This window comes from Modestobacter marinus (assembly GCF_019799945.1).
Lineage (GTDB): Bacteria > Actinomycetota > Actinomycetes > Mycobacteriales > Geodermatophilaceae > Modestobacter > Modestobacter marinus_B.
Genome location: NZ_JABGCH010000001.1, coordinates 345,542 through 360,908, shown reverse-complemented (window position 1 = coordinate 360,908; position 15,367 = coordinate 345,542). Strand labels below are relative to the sequence as shown.

General features: G+C 75.3%; 15 protein-coding genes. 9 read left to right on the top strand and 6 right to left on the bottom strand.

Annotated elements, in window-relative coordinates; genetic code table 11:
- Positions 1-77 precede the first annotated feature (77 nt).
- Together HK417_RS01710 and HK417_RS01705 are read left to right on the top strand one after the other, a co-directional pair.
- On the top strand, positions 78-1,580 hold the full coding sequence (locus tag HK417_RS01710) for an MFS transporter (RefSeq protein ID WP_439957899.1): 1,503 nt from the start codon (positions 78-80) through the stop codon (positions 1,578-1,580).
- The gene (locus HK417_RS01705) at positions 1,577-2,062 is read left to right on the top strand and encodes a DUF2771 family protein (protein ID WP_308123311.1); all 486 of its coding nucleotides are present in this window, start codon (positions 1,577-1,579) and stop codon (positions 2,060-2,062) included. The genes HK417_RS01710 and HK417_RS01705 overlap by 4 nt, the downstream gene beginning before the upstream one ends.
- A gap of 64 nt (positions 2,063-2,126) precedes the next feature.
- Here HK417_RS01705 and HK417_RS27245 read toward each other — a convergent pair whose 3' ends face one another.
- The gene (locus HK417_RS27245; protein WP_222262625.1) at positions 2,127-2,510 is read right to left on the bottom strand and encodes a cold-shock protein; all 384 of its coding nucleotides are present in this window, start codon (positions 2,508-2,510) and stop codon (positions 2,127-2,129) included.
- Positions 2,511-2,632: 122 nt separating this feature from the next.
- On the opposite strand from HK417_RS27245, the gene HK417_RS01695 reads away from it, so the two are divergent.
- Together HK417_RS01695 and HK417_RS01690 are read left to right on the top strand one after the other, a co-directional pair.
- On the top strand, positions 2,633-2,992 hold the full coding sequence (locus HK417_RS01695) for a YidH family protein (protein ID WP_222262624.1): 360 nt from the start codon (positions 2,633-2,635) through the stop codon (positions 2,990-2,992).
- A complete protein-coding gene (locus tag HK417_RS01690; protein WP_222262623.1) occupies positions 2,989-3,315 on the top strand; it encodes a hypothetical protein in 327 nt (108 codons plus the stop codon). The genes HK417_RS01695 and HK417_RS01690 overlap by 4 nt, the downstream gene beginning before the upstream one ends.
- A 2-nt stretch (positions 3,316-3,317) precedes the next feature.
- Here HK417_RS01690 and HK417_RS01685 read toward each other — a convergent pair whose 3' ends face one another.
- From HK417_RS01685 to HK417_RS01675, 3 genes are all read right to left on the bottom strand, one after another.
- Complete coding sequence (locus HK417_RS01685; RefSeq protein ID WP_222262621.1) at positions 3,318-4,976, bottom strand: AMP-binding protein; 1,659 nt, start codon at positions 4,974-4,976, stop codon at positions 3,318-3,320.
- 76 nt (positions 4,977-5,052) lie between these two features.
- Positions 5,053-5,274 (bottom strand): hypothetical protein, encoded by a 222-nt coding sequence (locus tag HK417_RS01680; RefSeq protein ID WP_222262620.1) that lies wholly within the window; start codon positions 5,272-5,274, stop codon positions 5,053-5,055.
- Positions 5,275-5,393: 119 nt separating this feature from the next.
- Positions 5,394-5,912, bottom strand: a complete 519-nt coding sequence (locus tag HK417_RS01675; RefSeq protein WP_222262618.1) for a hypothetical protein — start codon at positions 5,910-5,912, stop codon at positions 5,394-5,396.
- A gap of 90 nt (positions 5,913-6,002) precedes the next feature.
- Between HK417_RS01675 and HK417_RS01670 the strand changes: the two genes are divergently transcribed.
- From HK417_RS01670 to HK417_RS01660, 3 genes are all read left to right on the top strand, one after another.
- On the top strand, positions 6,003-8,270 hold the full coding sequence (locus HK417_RS01670) for a helicase C-terminal domain-containing protein (RefSeq protein WP_222262616.1): 2,268 nt from the start codon (positions 6,003-6,005) through the stop codon (positions 8,268-8,270).
- 140 nt (positions 8,271-8,410) lie between these two features.
- Positions 8,411-9,694: an SAM-dependent methyltransferase gene (locus tag HK417_RS01665; RefSeq protein WP_222262614.1), complete on the top strand. Its 1,284-nt coding sequence runs from the start codon at positions 8,411-8,413 to the stop codon at positions 9,692-9,694.
- Between the two features lie 5 nt (positions 9,695-9,699).
- Positions 9,700-10,185, top strand: coding sequence for a PaaI family thioesterase (locus HK417_RS01660; RefSeq protein ID WP_261325706.1), 486 nt, complete (start codon positions 9,700-9,702; stop codon positions 10,183-10,185).
- 3 nt (positions 10,186-10,188) lie between these two features.
- Here the strand turns inward: HK417_RS01660 and HK417_RS01655 are convergent, their stop codons facing one another.
- Positions 10,189-10,575, bottom strand: a complete 387-nt coding sequence (locus HK417_RS01655; protein ID WP_222262611.1) for a VOC family protein — start codon at positions 10,573-10,575, stop codon at positions 10,189-10,191.
- Between the two features lie 84 nt (positions 10,576-10,659).
- Between HK417_RS01655 and HK417_RS01650 the strand changes: the two genes are divergently transcribed.
- Both HK417_RS01650 and HK417_RS01645 read left to right on the top strand, forming a co-directional pair.
- Positions 10,660-12,423 carry an HNH endonuclease signature motif containing protein gene (locus HK417_RS01650; protein ID WP_308123310.1) on the top strand — a complete coding sequence of 588 codons (1,764 nt, stop codon included), beginning with the start codon at positions 10,660-10,662 and terminating at the stop codon, positions 12,421-12,423.
- Entirely contained in the window at positions 12,420-14,105 is a 1,686-nt protein-coding gene (locus tag HK417_RS01645; RefSeq protein WP_222262609.1) for a DNA repair helicase XPB, read from the top strand. The genes HK417_RS01650 and HK417_RS01645 overlap by 4 nt, the downstream gene beginning before the upstream one ends.
- Positions 14,106-14,147: 42 nt before the next feature.
- On the opposite strand, the gene HK417_RS01640 is transcribed toward HK417_RS01645, so the two are convergent.
- On the bottom strand, positions 14,148-15,350 hold the full coding sequence (locus HK417_RS01640; protein ID WP_222262606.1) for an aminotransferase-like domain-containing protein: 1,203 nt from the start codon (positions 15,348-15,350) through the stop codon (positions 14,148-14,150).
- Positions 15,351-15,367 lie beyond the last annotated feature (17 nt).

Sequence of the window (15,367 nt, the reverse complement as noted above, 5' to 3'; positions counted from 1 at the left end):
CCTCGCCGGCGGACCGGCGACCGTCCGGGAGACCGCACCGGCCCAGCCGCACAGCTGGCTGCGGCACCATGGTCGCCGTGCCCGCCTCCCCCGGTCCCCGCGTGTTCCTGCGCCGGCGGTCCCCGCGGGGCGTGGCCGACCCCGGGGTGGAGACCTCCCCGATGGGCATCCGCCGCACGCAGACCCGCCCGCTGCCCGTGCCCGGGACCACCGCTGCCGGGCCTGTTGACGAGGGAACCCCCGGGCTGGGTGCCCGCCCGCCGAAGGTGACCGTCACCCGGGTCGCCGCCGCGCGCAGCCGCGAGCTCACCGGGGCCGCGGTGCGCCGGGTCCGCGCGGCGAGCCGGGCCGACGGTGCCGGGGACAGCGGCCTGTCCGGGCTGCTGTGGGTCAACGCGCTGCACATGGCCGGCGACGCGATGATCGCCGTGTCCCTGGCCGGCACCCTGTTCTTCGCCGCGGCCGCGGACGCCCAGCGGTGGAACGTCAGCCTCTACCTGCTGGTGACGATGGCCCCGTTCGCCGTGGTGGCCCCGGTGATCGGCCCGGCGCTGGACCGGCTGCAGCGCGGCCGGCGCTGGGCGCTGGCCGGGAGCCTCGCCGGCCGTGCGGTGCTGGCGGTGGTGATGGCGGTCCACCACGACGGCCTGGGGCTCTACGCGGCCGCGCTCGGCGTGCTGGTGCTCAGCAAGGGGTTCAACGTGCTGCGGGGCTCGGTGGTCCCGCGCGTGCTGCCCTCCGCCATGTCGCTGACCTCCGCCAACGCCCGGCTGTCGGTGTTCGGCCTGGCCGTGGGCGGGGTGTGCGGCGGGCTCGCGGCCGGGGTCGCCGCGCTGCTCGGCTTCGGCTGGGAGCTGGGGGCGACCGCAGCGCTGTTCACCGCGGCCGCCGTCCTCGCCGTCCGGCTGCCCGCGCACGTGGACGTCGCCGTCGGCGAGGAGCCGGTCGACGTGCTGCGCACGGCACCGATCGGCGCCCCCGGGCGGCGCCGCTCCACGACGCGGCACGTCGTCACGGCGCTGCGGGCCACCGCGGCGCTGCGCGGTCTCGGCGGGTTCCTGACCATCTTCTCGGCGTTCCTGGTCCAGGCGACGGTGTCCGGCGGCTGGCCGGCGACGCTCGCGCTCGGCTCGATCGCCGCGGCCGCGGGCGCCGGGAGCCTCCTCGGCACCGCGATCGGCTCGCGGCTGCACACCGCGAGCCCCGACGCCGTGGTCCTCATCGCGGCCGGCGCCGCCGCGGTGGTCACCGTCGTCGCGGCCTTCTTCTTCAGCCTGCCGATGGCTGCGCTCGTGGCCGGGGTGGCGGCGGTCGCCAACGCACTGGGCAAGGCGGGTCTGGACGCGATCGTCCAGCGAGAGGTGCCCGACGCCCAGCGCGCGTCGGCCTTCGCCCGCTCCGAGACCTGGCTGCAGCTGGCCTGGGTCGCCGGCGGAGCGCTCGGGGTCGCCCTGCCCGCCACCGGCTGGCTCGGCTTCACCGTGGCCGCGGCGCTGCTCGCGCTCGTCGTCGGCCTGGTCCTGGTGAGCCTGCGCAGCCGCCGGTCGCGGACCACGAACGACAGGGAGGACCGGACGTGAGGACGGCGACGGCGTTGGCGCTGCTCGGCGGGCTGGCGGTGCTCACCGGGTGCGGGGGCGCCGGGTCGGCGGAGTCGACGGCGCCGCCGGTCACCGTGCGCGCCGGCGGCGACGAGATCGAGGTCGACCCGACCCAGTACTGCCTGTCCGGGGAGGGGCAGCGCTACCAGGTGACGCCCCCGATCATCGAGGTCGCCCCGGACACCCGGATCGAGCTGCGGGTGCCGGAGTCGGTCGCCGAGGCCGGCTGGGGCGTGCAGGTGTTCGACGAGCAGTTGCAGGAGAAGATCGGCGACGTCGACGTCGCCCGGGGCGCGGCGGAGTTCGACGGGATCACCAGCTCCGACGTCGTCCCCCCGACCTTCTACCTGGTGGTGGTCGAGGACGCCGACACCGACGAGTGCAGCGGCCTGTCCGGCGCCTGGCCGGTCGGCTTCATCCGGGCTGCCACCGGCACGCCGACGACCGCGCCGGCACCGTGACGTGCGGCCCCCTTGCAGGGCCACGCCGCGAGCGGGCGAGTGGCGGGGGGCAAGGGGGCCTTCGTCAGGCGTCGAGGTCGTCGGCGACCGCGCGGAGCACCGCGGCGACCTTGCCCGCCACCTGCCGGTCCGGGTACCTGCCCCGTCGCAGGCTCGCCGAGGTGGAGTCGAGCAGCTTGATCAGGTCCTCGATGATCGGGACCATCACGTCCGGCTCCTTACGGCTGGCGGCGACGGCGGAGGGCAGCGGGTCGAGCACCTGCACCTGCAGCGCCTGGTCACCGCGGCGGCCCTGGACGATGCCGAACTCGACGCGCTGACCGGGCTTGAGCTCGGTGGTGCCGGCCGGCAGCGCCTCCTTGTGCACGAACACGTCCGGGCCGCCCTCGCGGGCCAGGAAGCCGAAGCCCTTCTCCGCGTTGAACCACTTCACCTTGCCGCTGGGCACGTCGATCCCTCAGTCACTCGTCACCGGTTCCGGCGGCCGGTCACCGGCCGTCCCACCTCCAGGTTAGTAGCCATCCGTGCCCGTCCGCCGCCCCATTTGATCTTCGCCCTACGCTGACCGCCGTGCCGTCCCCCGCGGGCCCCCCGCCGCACCCGGACTACCGCTTCAGCCTGGCCAACGAGCGCACCCTGCTCGCCTGGCTGCGCACCGGGCTGGCGCTCGTCGCCGGCGGGGTGGCGATGACGCAGTTCGTGCCGGAGCTCGGCTTCCCCGCCGGCGGGCCCGCGGTGTCGGTCGGCCTCCTGCTGGCCGGCCTGTGGACGGCGCTGGCCGGGTACCGCCGCTACGTCCGCAACGAGCGGGCGATCGCCGCGGACCAGCCGCTGCAGCCCAGCGTGGCCGCGCGGTGGGTGACCGGCCTGGTCGCCGTCCTGGTCGTGGCGCTGCTGGTGCTGGTGGTCGCCGAGGTCGTCCGGAGGTGACGCCGCCGATCGAGACCCAGCCGGCCCGCACGGCGTTGGCCTGGCAGCGGACCGGACTGGGCATGCTCCTGGTCGCCGGGCTGCTGGCGCGCAGCACCGTGCTCGCGGAGGACCTGCTGCTGGTCGTCCCCACCGCGGTGGTCGCGCTCGCCGGGCTCGTCGTCCTGGGGGTGCTGGTGCCCCGCCGTCACCGGGCCGGCCAGGCCGCGGCGGCGGCCGCCGGCGACGCCCGCGCCCACCGCTCGGCCGCGCTGGTCACCGCGCTCGTCGTGCTCACCGCGGGATGCGGGCTGGCCGTCGACCTGCTGGCCCGGCTGGGCTGAGGTCAGGCGTTGCGCACCGCGGCGGCCGCCTGCAGGCCCAGCTCGTCGATCGACACCTCGCGCATCTCCACCTTGCGCACCTTGCCGGTCACCGTCATCGGGAAGGAGTCGACGATCTTCACATACCGCGGGATCTTGAAATGGGCGAGCTTGCCCGCGCAGAAGGCCCGCATCGCCTCGGCGGTCAACGGCTCGGCGCCCTCCCGCAGCCGCACCCAGGCCATCAGCTCCTCACCGAAGCGCTCGTCGGGCACGCCGATCACCTGCGCCTCGACGACGTCCGGGTGGGTGAAGAGGAACTCCTCGACCTCCCGCGGGTACACGTTCTCCCCGCCGCGGATCACCATGTCCTTGATCCGGCCGACGATGTTCACGTAGCCCTCGTCGTCCATCACCGCGAGGTCGCCGGTGTGCATCCAGCGGGCGGCGTCGAGCACCTCGGCGGTCTTCTCCGGCTCGTCCCAGTAGCCCAGCATCACCGAGTAGCCCCGGGTGCAGAACTCCCCCGGTGTGCCCCGCGGCACGGTCAGCCCGGTGTTCGGGTCGACCACCTTGACCTCGAGGTGCGGGTGCACCCGGCCGACGGTCGCGGTGCGCCGGTCGAGGTCGTCGTCCGCGCCGGTCTGGGTGGAGACCGGGGAGGTCTCGGTCATGCCGTAGCAGATGGTCACCTCGGTCATGCCCATCTCGCCGACCACCCGCTTCATCACCTCGACCGGGCACGGCGAGCCGGCCATGATCCCGGTGCGCAGGCTGGAGAGGTCGTAGTCGGCGAAGTCCGGGAGCGCCAGCTCGGCGATGAACATCGTGGGGACGCCGTAGAGCGACGTGCACCGCTCCTCCTGCACCGCGCGCAGGGTCGCCGCCGGGTCGAACGCCGGGGCCGGGATGACCATGGTCGCCCCGTGCGAGGTGCAGCCGAGGTTGCCCATCCCCATGCCGAAGCAGTGGTAGCACGGCACCGGGATGCACACCCGGTCGGCCTCGGTGTAGCCGCAGCCCTCCCCGACGAAGAACCCGTTGTTGAGCAGGTTGTGGTGGGTGAGGGTGGCGCCCTTCGGGAAGCCCGTCGTCCCCGAGGTGTACTGGATGTTGATCGGGTCGTCCGGCGAGAGCAGGGCCGCCCGCTCGGCCAGCCGCCCCCGGTCCGCGGCGCGGCCGGCGGCCATCAGCTGCTCCCACTCCGGGTCGCCGAGGAAGACCACCTCGCGCAGCGCCGGGGCCTCCGGCCGCACCTCCTCGACCATCGCGCGGTAGTCGCTGGTCCGGAACTCCGGCGCGGCGACCAGCAGGGAGATGCCCGCCTGGCGCAGCACGTAGGACAGCTCGTGCGTGCGGTAGGCGGGATTGATGTTCACCAGGACGGCGCCGAGCTTCGCCGTCCCGTACTGCACGAGGACCCACTCGGCGCAGTTCGGCGCCCAGATACCGACCCGGTCGCCCTTCTCCACGCCGAGCGCGTCGAGGCCGAGCGCGCAGGCGTCGACGTCGGCGACGAGCTGCGGATAGGTCCAGCGGCGGCCCGTGGCGCACTCGACGAGCGCCTCGTGGTCGCCGACCCGCGCTGCCGTCCGGTCGAGGTCCGCCCCGATCGTGTCGCCGAGCAGGGGCACCGTGGAGGTGCCGCTGCTGTAGGACGGCAGCGCGGGGACCGGGCTCACTGCTCGACTCCGCCCTCGTTCCGCTCCTCGGTCGCCGGCGCTCCCTCCGGTCCTCGCTCGGGCGTCGTCCTCACGATCACCGGCCCTCGCCCGCCATCAGGCCGGCGCGGTTCGGCTTGTCGGTCGGGTGGGCGTAGCGCAGCCGGTGCGGCGGGATCGGGAAGTCGTGGTCCTCACCGAACGGCGAGAGCCCGCCGGCGACGTCGGTCGCGAACTCGGTGACCGGCGGCACGCCGCCCGTCGTCCGGCCCCAGGTCGGCTCCACCAGGTGGGCGTGCTTCTCGTTGCTCTTGGCCACTGTCGCCTCCGTGTGCGGTGCGCCCGGCGCGGTCAGCCGGGGCGTTCCCCGCTCATCTTCCCGTGCACCCTGGCAGTGACACGCGTCGCACACCAGTGGTGTCCCACGCAGTGGCCCCGTCAGCGGCGCTTGACCTCACGCGCCCCGTAGACGGTGCCGGCGCCGTCCGCGGTGAGCAGCCACTCCCGGCCGCCGGCCGGCGCGTAGGACACCTCGGCGTCGGCCAGCCGCTCGACGGCACGGGTGCGCCACACGGCCGTCGAGAGCAGGCAGAGCCGCAGCGGCTCGTCGGTGAGCTCGTCGTAGCCCGCCGGCTCGACGTGCAGGTCCGCCGGGCTGGCGACGCGCAGCACGCCGCGCCGCCAGGACGTGCCGGCCAGCGCCCGGGTCCACCGCTGGGTGCGGACCAGTGCGCCCACGCCGACGAGCACCGCGCACAGCCCGACGACGACGAGGACGACGACGAGCAGGCCCCCGAACGGCGGCCGGGTCCCGGTGTCGCGGACGATCCGCACGACCGCGGCCGCGAGGAGGAAGCCGAGGACGATCGCCGATGCCCCGCCGCCCAGCCAGCGCAGCGCGCCGGCCCGGTGGGCGGCCAGGGCCGTGCGGGTCTGCGGGTCGTCGAGGGCGGACACCTCCCGATCGTGGCAGAGCCGGTCATCCGGTCGGGCGGTCCTCCCCGGTCCGGGGACGCCGGCGCCCCGTGCCGACGTAACGTGGACCGGATGCCTCCGGACCAGCCCGCCACGCTCGCCGCCTGGCTGCGCACCCGCTCCGATGAACAGCTGGGCGCGCTGCTGGCGGCCCGGCCGGACGTCGCCCGTCCCGCCCCCTCCGACGTCGTCGGGCTGGCGACCCGGCTGGCCGTCCCGGTCTCCGTCGACCGCGCCCTCGACGAGCTCGACGCCGCCACCCTCCAGGTGCTCGACGCCGTCCTCCTCTCCCCCTCCGACGGCGTGGCCCGGGGCGACCTGCCCGGGCTGCTGCCCCAGGTGCCGGACGACGTGCTCGAGGCGGGCATCGACACGCTCACCACCCGCGCGCTGCTGTGGGGCGACGACGTCCTGCACGCCCCTGAGCCGGTGCGCCGCGCCGTCCGCTACCCGGCGGGACTGGGCCGGCGAGCCGCCGACCTGCGGGTTCCACTGCCGGCCGACCTGCCGGCGGCGCTGGCTGAGCTGGAGGCCGACGAGCGCGCCGTGCTGGAGCGGCTGTCCGGCGACCGGCCGGTCGGCCACCTCCCCGACACCATCGCGGCGGGGCCGGCCAGCCCCGCGCGCCGGCTGCTGCAGCGCGGCCTGCTCGCCCGCATCGACGCGGTGAACGTCGAGCTGCCCCGCGAGATCGGCCTGGCGCTGCGGGGGGACCAGCCGTTCGGCCCGCCCCGGCTGCGGCCCGAGCCCCCGGTCAGCGAGCGCGAGCCCGCCGTCGTCGACCGGCAGGCCGCCGGTGCCGCCCTGGAGGTGCTCGGCCGGGTCGCCGACCTGCTCACCGCCCTGGAGGAGGAGCCGGCCGGGCTGCTGCGCAGCGGCGGCCTGGGGGTGCGCGACCAGAAGCGACTGGCCAAGGAGCTGCGGGTCGGCGAGGCCGACGTCGCGTTCCTCATCGAGGTGGCGCACGTCGCCGGCCTGCTCGACGTCGGCGGCGCGCAGCGCGACGAGTGGCTGCCCACCCGCGCCTACGACGCGTGGCGGGAGCAGGACCTCCCCGACCGCTGGGCGGTGCTCGCCGACGGCTGGCTGACCAGCACCCGGCTCCTCTCGCTGGTCGGCCAGCGGGACGTGGCCGGCAAGGCGGTGAACGTCCTCTCCCCCGACGTCGTCCGGCAGACCGCGCCGGCGCTGCGCCGCTCGGCGCTGGCGGTGCTGGCCGAGTACCCGCCCGGGCAGGGGCTGTCCGCCGACGAGCTGGTGGCGCTGCTGCGCTGGCGCACCCCGCGGCGGGCCGACCGGCTGTCGCCGGTGCCCGCCCTGCTGGCAGAGGCCGAGCGGCTCGGGATCGCCGTCCGCGGGGTGCTGGGCACCGGCGGACGCGGACTGCTCACCGGCGGGGAGGACGCCGCCGCCGACGGGATGCGCGGGCTCCTGCCGGAGCCGCTGGACCACGTGCTGGCCCAGCCGGACCTCTCGCTGATCGCGCCGGGCCCGCTCGTCGCCGACCTGGCCGGCACGCTCGCCCTGGTCGCCGACGTCGAGTCCTCCGGCGGGGCGACGGTGTACCGGGTGTCCGACGGCAGCATCCGCCGGGCCCTGGACGCCGGGTGGTCGGCCACCGACCTGCACGACTTCTTCTCCCGCGCCTCCCGCACCCCGGTGCCGCAGGCGCTGGACTTCCTCGTCGACGACGTGGCCCGCCAGCACGGCCGGCTGCGGGTCGGCGCGATCGAGTGCTACGTGCGCTCGGACGACCACGGCCTGGTCTCCCAGGTCCTCAGCGACCGGCGCACCGCCAACGCCGAGCTGCGCCGGCTGGCTCCCGGGGTGCTGGTCAGCGGCCTGCCGCCGGAGGAGGTGCTCAGCGTGCTGCGCGCGGCCGGGTACGCGCCGGCCGGCGAGAACGCCGGTGGCGCGGTGCTCACCCGGCCGGCGGCGCCGCCCCGCGCGGCTGGCCGGGTGCTCCGGGTCGGCGGTTCCGCGGCCGGACCCCGCCCGCTGGGCCCGGACGACGTCGCGGCCACGGTGCGGGAGATCCGGGCCGGCGACGCCGCGCTGGCCGCCCGCCGCACCGAGCCGGTGCGGCAGGTCCCGGGCGTGACCACCGCGGGCACGCTGGAACTGCTGTCCAGGGCGGTCCGCGAAGGACTGTCGGTCTGGCTGGGCTACGTGGACGCCCAGGGCTCGGGCAGCCAGCGGATCGTGCAGCCGGTGTCGCTGGTGGGCGGGTTCCTGCAGGGCTACGACGAGGGGCGCGGGGAGAACCGCACCTTCGCCGTCCACCGGATCACCTCCGTCGCGCTGACCGCGGACGACGAGGACGCCGCGGCCTCTTCCTGACGCCGCACCTCGCCCCCTCCCCAAGCCCCTCCCGCCGCGGGATGATCATCTACTCGCCCGGCGTTGCGCTCATCAGTTGGTTCGCGCAACTGTGTTCCCGGCACCGGGCGGACGGCTGCGCCCGAGAAGAGGAGCGTGGGATGAGCCAGCAGCGGACGGTCGCCGACCAGTTGACAGAGGCCCTGGGGGCCGTGCTCGGGACACCTGACGTCCCCCTTCGCATGCGCGGATGGGACGGCTCGCTGGCCGGACCCGCGGGTGCCCCGGTGCTCGCCGTCCGCTCCCCGCAGGCGCTCCGCCGGCTGCTGTGGTCACCCGGCCAGCTGGGGCTCGGACGCGGGTACGTCGCCGGGGAGATCGACCTGGAGGACGACGTCTTCGCGACCTTCGCGGCCCTGAGCTCGGTCGGCCGGCTGGCCGACACCGGCCCGATGGCCGCCCCCACGCCGCGTGAGCGGCTGCGCCTGCTGGGCGTCGCGCTGCGGCTGGGTGCCGTCGGCCCGGAACCGGCCCCACCGGCCGAGGAGGCCCACCTGGGCCGCACCGGGTTGCGCCACTCGCGACGGCGGGACGCCGCGGCGATCGCGCACCACTACGACGTCGGCAACGACTTCTACGAGCTGGTCCTGGGCCCGTCGATGGTCTACTCCTGCGCGGTGTGGGCGTCCCCGGAGACCGGCCTGGACGCCGCCCAGGAGGCCAAGCTGGACCTGGTGTGCCGCAAGCTCGGCCTCAGCGAGGGCTCCCGCCTGCTGGACGTGGGCTGCGGGTGGGGCAGCCTGGCGATCCACGCCGCCCAGCGGTACGGCGCCACCGTCGTCGGCATCACGCTGTCCGACGAGCAGGCCCGGCGGGCCGCCAAGCGGGTCGCGGAGGCCGGGCTGACCGACCGCGTGGACATCCGCGTCCAGGACTACCGCGCCGTCGAAGACGGTCCCTTCGACGCGATCAGCTCCATCGGCATGGCCGAGCACGTCGGCCGGGCCCGCCTGCCCGAGTACGCCACCCGGCTGCGCGAGCTGCTGCGTCCGGGCGGCCGGGTGCTCAACCACGCGATCGCCTGGAACGCCGGGACGAAGACGTGGGACCCCGACACGTTCATCGCCCGCTACGTCTTCCCGGACGGCGAGCTGATCCCCCTCGGCGAGATGGTCGGCGTCCTGGAGTCCCCGGACCTCGAGGTGCTCGACGTGGAGTCGCTGCGCCGGCACTACGCACTCACCCTGCGGGCGTGGGTCCAGCGGCTCGAGGAGAACTGGGACGCCGCGGTCGCGGTGGCCGGCGAGGGGCGGGCGCGGGTGTGGCGGCTCTACATGGCGGCCAGCGCGCTGGCCTTCGAGGCCGGGCACATGGGCGTCGCCCAGGTGCTGCTCCAGCGCACCGGCGGGGAGCTGCCGCCGCTGCGGCGCACCGACTGGACGTGACCGGCATGCTGCCCGGCATGACGTCCTCCCCGGCCGGACCCAGCATCCAGGAGCGCCTGGTCCCCGACCTGACCTGCTTCGGCTGCGGCCCGGCCAACCCGCGGGGGCTGCAGTTGCGCAGCTTCCCCGGCGTGGACGGCGCGACCGCGCAGTTCACGCCGTGGCCGGAGCACGACAACGGGCTGGGCTACCTCAACGGCGGGATCATCTCCACGGTGCTGGACTGCCACTCCGCGGCCGCCGTGCTCGACGAGGCCGACCGCCGCGGCTGGGGCCCACTGACCGGCGCCGCACTCCCCTACGTGACGGCCGGCCTCGACGTCCGCTTCCTGCGGCCGGCCCCGCTGGGTGAGCCGCTGTCCCTGGTCGCGGTGGTGACCCGGGCCGACGAGTCGGCGATGACCGTCGAGGTCGAGCTGCGCTGGGACGGCAAGCCGCGGGCGGGTGCAGTCGCGCACTGGAAGCGCTGGCGCCCCCGCCCGCCGTCCTGACGGTCAGCCGCCATCCCCGTGGTGGACGGCCTCGACGTTGTGCCCGTCGAGGTCGCGGAGGAAGACGCCGTAGTAGCCGGGGTGGTACTCGGGCCACTCCCGCGGCGCGTGCAGCACCTCGGCCCCCGCGGTTCGGGCGGCCTCGTGGACGGCGTCCACCGCGGCCCGGTCCGGCGCCCGGAACGCGAGGTGCAGCTCCCGGGTCTCCCCGCCCTCCGCCGGGCTGAGCCAGAAGTCGGGCACGCCGTCGGGACCGGCGAGGCCGACGACGAACGACTCCCCGGCCGGGTAGCGCATGGCCTCCCGCATCCCGATGGACTCGAAGGCGCGGAGGTAGAAGGCCAGGGACGCCTCGACGTCGGCGACCTGCAGTCCGATGTGGTCCAGCATGGCGGGCAACGTAGCGGCGCTGGCCTCGTAGAGGACGGTTCCGGCTCCGGCGGAATTGTCGGTGGTCGCACGTATGTTCGATCCGTGTCGGAGACCTCGGAGCACGCCGCGGGTGGCCTGCGGATCGACTGGGTGTGGGAGCGCCCGGTGGGTCTGCCGCGGCTGCCGGTCGGCTGGCTGTCCGCCGAGGACGTCGCCGGGGAGCTCCAGCGGCTACAGCAGCGGCGGGCGATGGACACCGCCTACGAGGCGGAGCTGATCCTCGCCCTGGCCGCCGACCGCCCCGCCACCCTGGACCCGCCGGCGGACACCCCGGGTGCCCGCCGGTCGGGCTGGACCGCCGAGGACGCCGCCGGGGTCAGTGAGTTCTTCCCCGCCGAGCTGGCGGTGGTGCTCAACCTCGACCGGGGCACCGCGGCGATCAAGCTGGCCCGCGCGCAGACGTGGCGGGACAAGCTGCCGGCCACCTTCGCCGCGCTGAGCGCCGGCGAGCTCGACGAGCGCCGCGCCCAGGCGCTGGCCGACGTGCTCATGCACACCTCACCGGAGATCGCCGGGCGGGTCGAGGCGGCGCTGCTCGGGCAGGCCGGTGACCTGTCGGTGTACCGGCTGCGCGACCGCGCCACCGCGCTGCTCCTGCGGCTGGACGCCGCCGCCGCGGACGAGCGGCGGGAACAGGCCGCGCGGGCCGCCGACGTGAAGCTGCACCCCTCGGCCACCGACGGCCGCGCCACGCTGACCGCCGACCTGCCCGCCGACGAGGCCGCCGAGTGCCACGACCTGGTCGACCAGCTGGCCCGGATGCTCAAGGCCGACGGCGATGCCCGGCCGATCGGGCAGCTACGGACGCACGTGCTGTCGCTGCTGATCCGCCGCCCCGCGGACACCGGCCTGCCACACGTCCGGGCGGAGCTGACGGTCACCGCCGCCCTCGACACCTTCACCGGCACCGCCCCGGGTGAGGTGAACGGGCTGCCGATCACCGCAGCACACGTCCGTGAGCTGCTGGCCCGGATCGGCGCGCTCGGCCTGACCACCCCGGCCGGCGGGACGCTGAGCTTCGCGATCACCGGCCCGGACGGGGAGCTGCTGGCCACCGTCTCACCGGCCGAGCTGGCCCGCCTCGCCCGACGCGGCTGCCGCACCCACCCCGAGCAGGCGGACTGTGGTTGTGCGGTGCTCGGCCCACCACCGCCCACCGACGCGTATCAGCCCACCGCGCGGCAGCGGAGCTTCGTCGAGGCCCGGGGCCGGCGGTGCCGCTTCCCGAACTGCGGGCAGCGGGTCGGCTGGGCGGACCTCGACCACGTCGTGCCCCACGCGGACGGCGGCACCACCGACTGCACCAACTTGTGCTGCCTGTGCCGCTCCCACCACCGGCTGAAGACCTTCTCCCGACTGGCGCTTCGCCACGGACGACGACGGCGTGCTCACCGTGACCACCCCGTCCGGCGTCACCCGCACCACCCGACCACCGGGCCTACGACCCCGACCACCCGACCCACCGGCCGGACCCGAGCCACTGGCCGGACCCGAACCGCCGCCGGCCACGCCCGGGGACGATCCGCCACCCTTGTGACCGGGGACCCGTCGCCATGTCGCCATGTCGTCGTGCCGACATGGGGCCCGGACGCCCGGTGCCGGCGGACCGCGCCTCGTCCCGATGCACCGGCGTCAGCCGGAAGGACCTGCCGCCCGGCGGCGTTACCTTGGACAGTCCCGGTGCCTCGTCTGCGCCGGAGTTCCCGAGCCGAAGGAATCAACACGTTGAGCGAGCTTGCGAGCTCACCCGTCAGCACAACAGCGCCGCGAACGCGGCCGACGAGCGCCAGCGAGGAGTGCGAGTGAGCGACGGCCCCCTCATCGTCCAGTCGGACAAGACCCTGCTGCTCGAGGTCGACCACCCGCTGGCGAAGGAGTGCCGGGCGGCGATCGCCCCGTTCGCCGAGCTGGAGCGCTCTCCCGAGCACGTGCACACCTACCGGGTGACGCCGCTGGCGCTGTGGAACGCCCGCGCCGCCGGGCACGACGCCGAGCAGGTGGTCGACGCACTGGTCCGCTACTCGCGCTACCCGGTGCCACACGCGCTCCTGGTCGACGTCGCCGACACGATGGACCGCTACGGCCGGCTGACCCTGGCCAACGACCCGGTGCACGGGCTGACGCTCACCAGCAGCGACCGCGCGGTGCTGGAGGAGGTCGTCCGCAGCAAGCGGGTGGCGCCGATGCTGGGTGCGCGGATCGACGGGGACTCCGTCGTCGTGCACCCCTCCGAGCGCGGCCGGCTCAAGCAGGCGCTGCTGAAGGTGGGCTGGCCGGCCGAGGACCTCGCCGGGTACGTCGACGGCCAGGCGCACCAGATCGCGCTGGAGCAGGACGGCTGGCACCTGCGCGACTACCAGCAGCAGGCGGTCGAGGGCTTCTGGGCCGGCGGCTCGGGCGTCGTCGTCCTCCCCTGCGGCGCGGGCAAGACGCTGGTCGGCGCGGCCGCGATGGCCGAGGCCAAGGCGACCACGCTGATCCTGGTCACCAACACCGTGTCCGGGCGGCAGTGGAAGCGCGAGCTCGTCGCCCGCACCACGCTGACCGAGGACGAGATCGGCGAGTACTCCGGCGAGCGCAAGGAGATCCGCCCGGTCACCATCGCCACCTACCAGGTGATCACCACCCGCCGGAAGGGCGAGTACCGCCACCTGGACCTGTTCGACGCGCAGGACTGGGGCCTGATCGTCTACGACGAGGTCCACCTGCTCCCCGCGCCGATCTTCCGGCTCACCGCCGACCTGCAGTCCCGCCGCCGGCTGGGCCTCACGGCCACGCTGGTCCGCGAGGACGGCCGGGAGGACGACGTCTTCTCCCTCATCGGGCCCAAGCGCTACGACGCCCCGTGGCGCGACATCGAGGCGCAGGGCCACATCGCCCCGGCCGAGTGCGTCGAGGTGCGGGTCGCGCTCGACGACGAGGAGCGGATGACCTACGCGGTCGCCGAGCCCGAGGAGCGGTACCGGATCGCGGCCACCGCGGCGTCCAAGCTGCCGGTGATCCGCCGGGTGCTCGACCGGCACCCCGACGAGCAGAAGCTGGTGATCGGCGCCTACCTCGACCAGCTCGACGAGCTCGGCCGGGCGCTGGACGCACCGGTGATCCAGGGGTCGACCACCAACAAGGAGCGCGAGAAGCTCTTCGACGCGTTCCGCGCCGGCGAGGTCAAGACCCTCGTCGTCTCCAAGGTCGCCAACTTCTCCATCGACCTGCCCGAGGCCGCCGTCGCCGTCCAGGTGTCGGGCACCTTCGGGTCACGGCAGGAGGAGGCGCAGCGGCTCGGCCGGGTGCTGCGGCCCAAGGCCGACGGCCGGCAGGCGCACTTCTACACGGTGGTCAGCCGCGACACCCTGGACGCCGAGTACGCCGCCCACCGGCAGCGCTTCCTCGCCGAGCAGGGCTACGCGTACACGATCGTCGACGCCGCGGACCTGGCCGGCCCCGGCGAGGTCAACGGCCCCGACTGGGTGGACGAGCCCGCCGAGTGACGCCGCGGGGGGCCATGCCGGCTGGCATGGCCCCCCGACGACTCAGCCTCGGAACACGCCGGCGAGCCTCGCCAGGCCGTCGCCGATCCGCTCGGGCGTGTGCGTGGTGAACGACAGCCGCAGCGTCGCCCGGTCCGGCGTGCCCGCGTAGAACGCGGCGCCGGGCACGAAGGCGACGTCCGCGCTCAGCGCCCGGCGCAGCAGCTCGGCCGTGTCGGGGTTCCCGGGCAGCCGCGCCCAGACGAACATCCCGCCGTCCGGATCGGTCCAGCTGCTCCCCGGCGGCAGGACCTCTGGCAGCGCCTGCACCATCGCGTCCCGCCGCTGCCGGTACGCCGAGCGCAGCCGCAGCACGTGCGCCTCGACGTCGGTCTCGGCGAGCCAGACCGCGGCGGCGGCCTGGTCGATCGTGGAGGTGTGCAGGTCCGCGGCCTGCTTGGCGACGGTCAGCGCCGGGAGCACCGAGGACGGCGCCCGCAGCCAGCCCAGCCGCAGCCCCGGCGCAGCGATCTTGGAGAAGCTGCCCAGGTGCAGGACGTGCCCGTCGGCGCCCGGGTGCGCGGCCAGCGGGGCGACCGGGCCACCGCGGTAACGCAGCTCGCCGTACGGGTCGTCCTCCACGACCCACACCCCGTGCCGCGCGGTGATCTCCACCAGTTCGGCCCGCCGCTGCTCGGGCATCGTGCGCCCGGTCGGGTTGGCGAAGGTGGGCACCAGGTAGACCAGCGCCGGCTGCTCCCGGCGCAGCGCATCGGCGAGCGCCGCGGGGTCCATCCCCTTCTCGTCGGTGGGCACGGGGACGACCCGGGCACCGGCGAGCTGGAAGCACTGCAGCGCGGCCAGGTAGGTCGGGTCCTCGACGAGCACGACCGCGCCCGGGTCGAGCAGCGCGGTGGCGACGAGGGTGAGCGCCTGCTGCGAGCCGGAGGTGATCAGCAGGTCGTCGACGGTGGTGAGCACGCCGCGGGCGGTCAGCCGCGCGGCGACCCGCGCCCGCAGGTCGCGGTCGCCCTCGGTCGCGGCGTACTGCAGCGCGCGGCGCGCGTTCGGCCCCCACAGCACGCGGTCGTAGGCGGCACGCACCCCGTCGAGGTCGAAGAGCTCAGGGGCGGGCAGCCCGCCGGCGAAGGAGATGACCCCGGGGCGGTCGAGCAGCGCGAGCAGCTCACGGACCGGGGAGCTCGCCACGCCACTCAGCCGCTGGGCGAGGGCAGGGACGGGCTGGGACAGGACGGCGGAGGACACGAGAGCTCCAGGAGGCT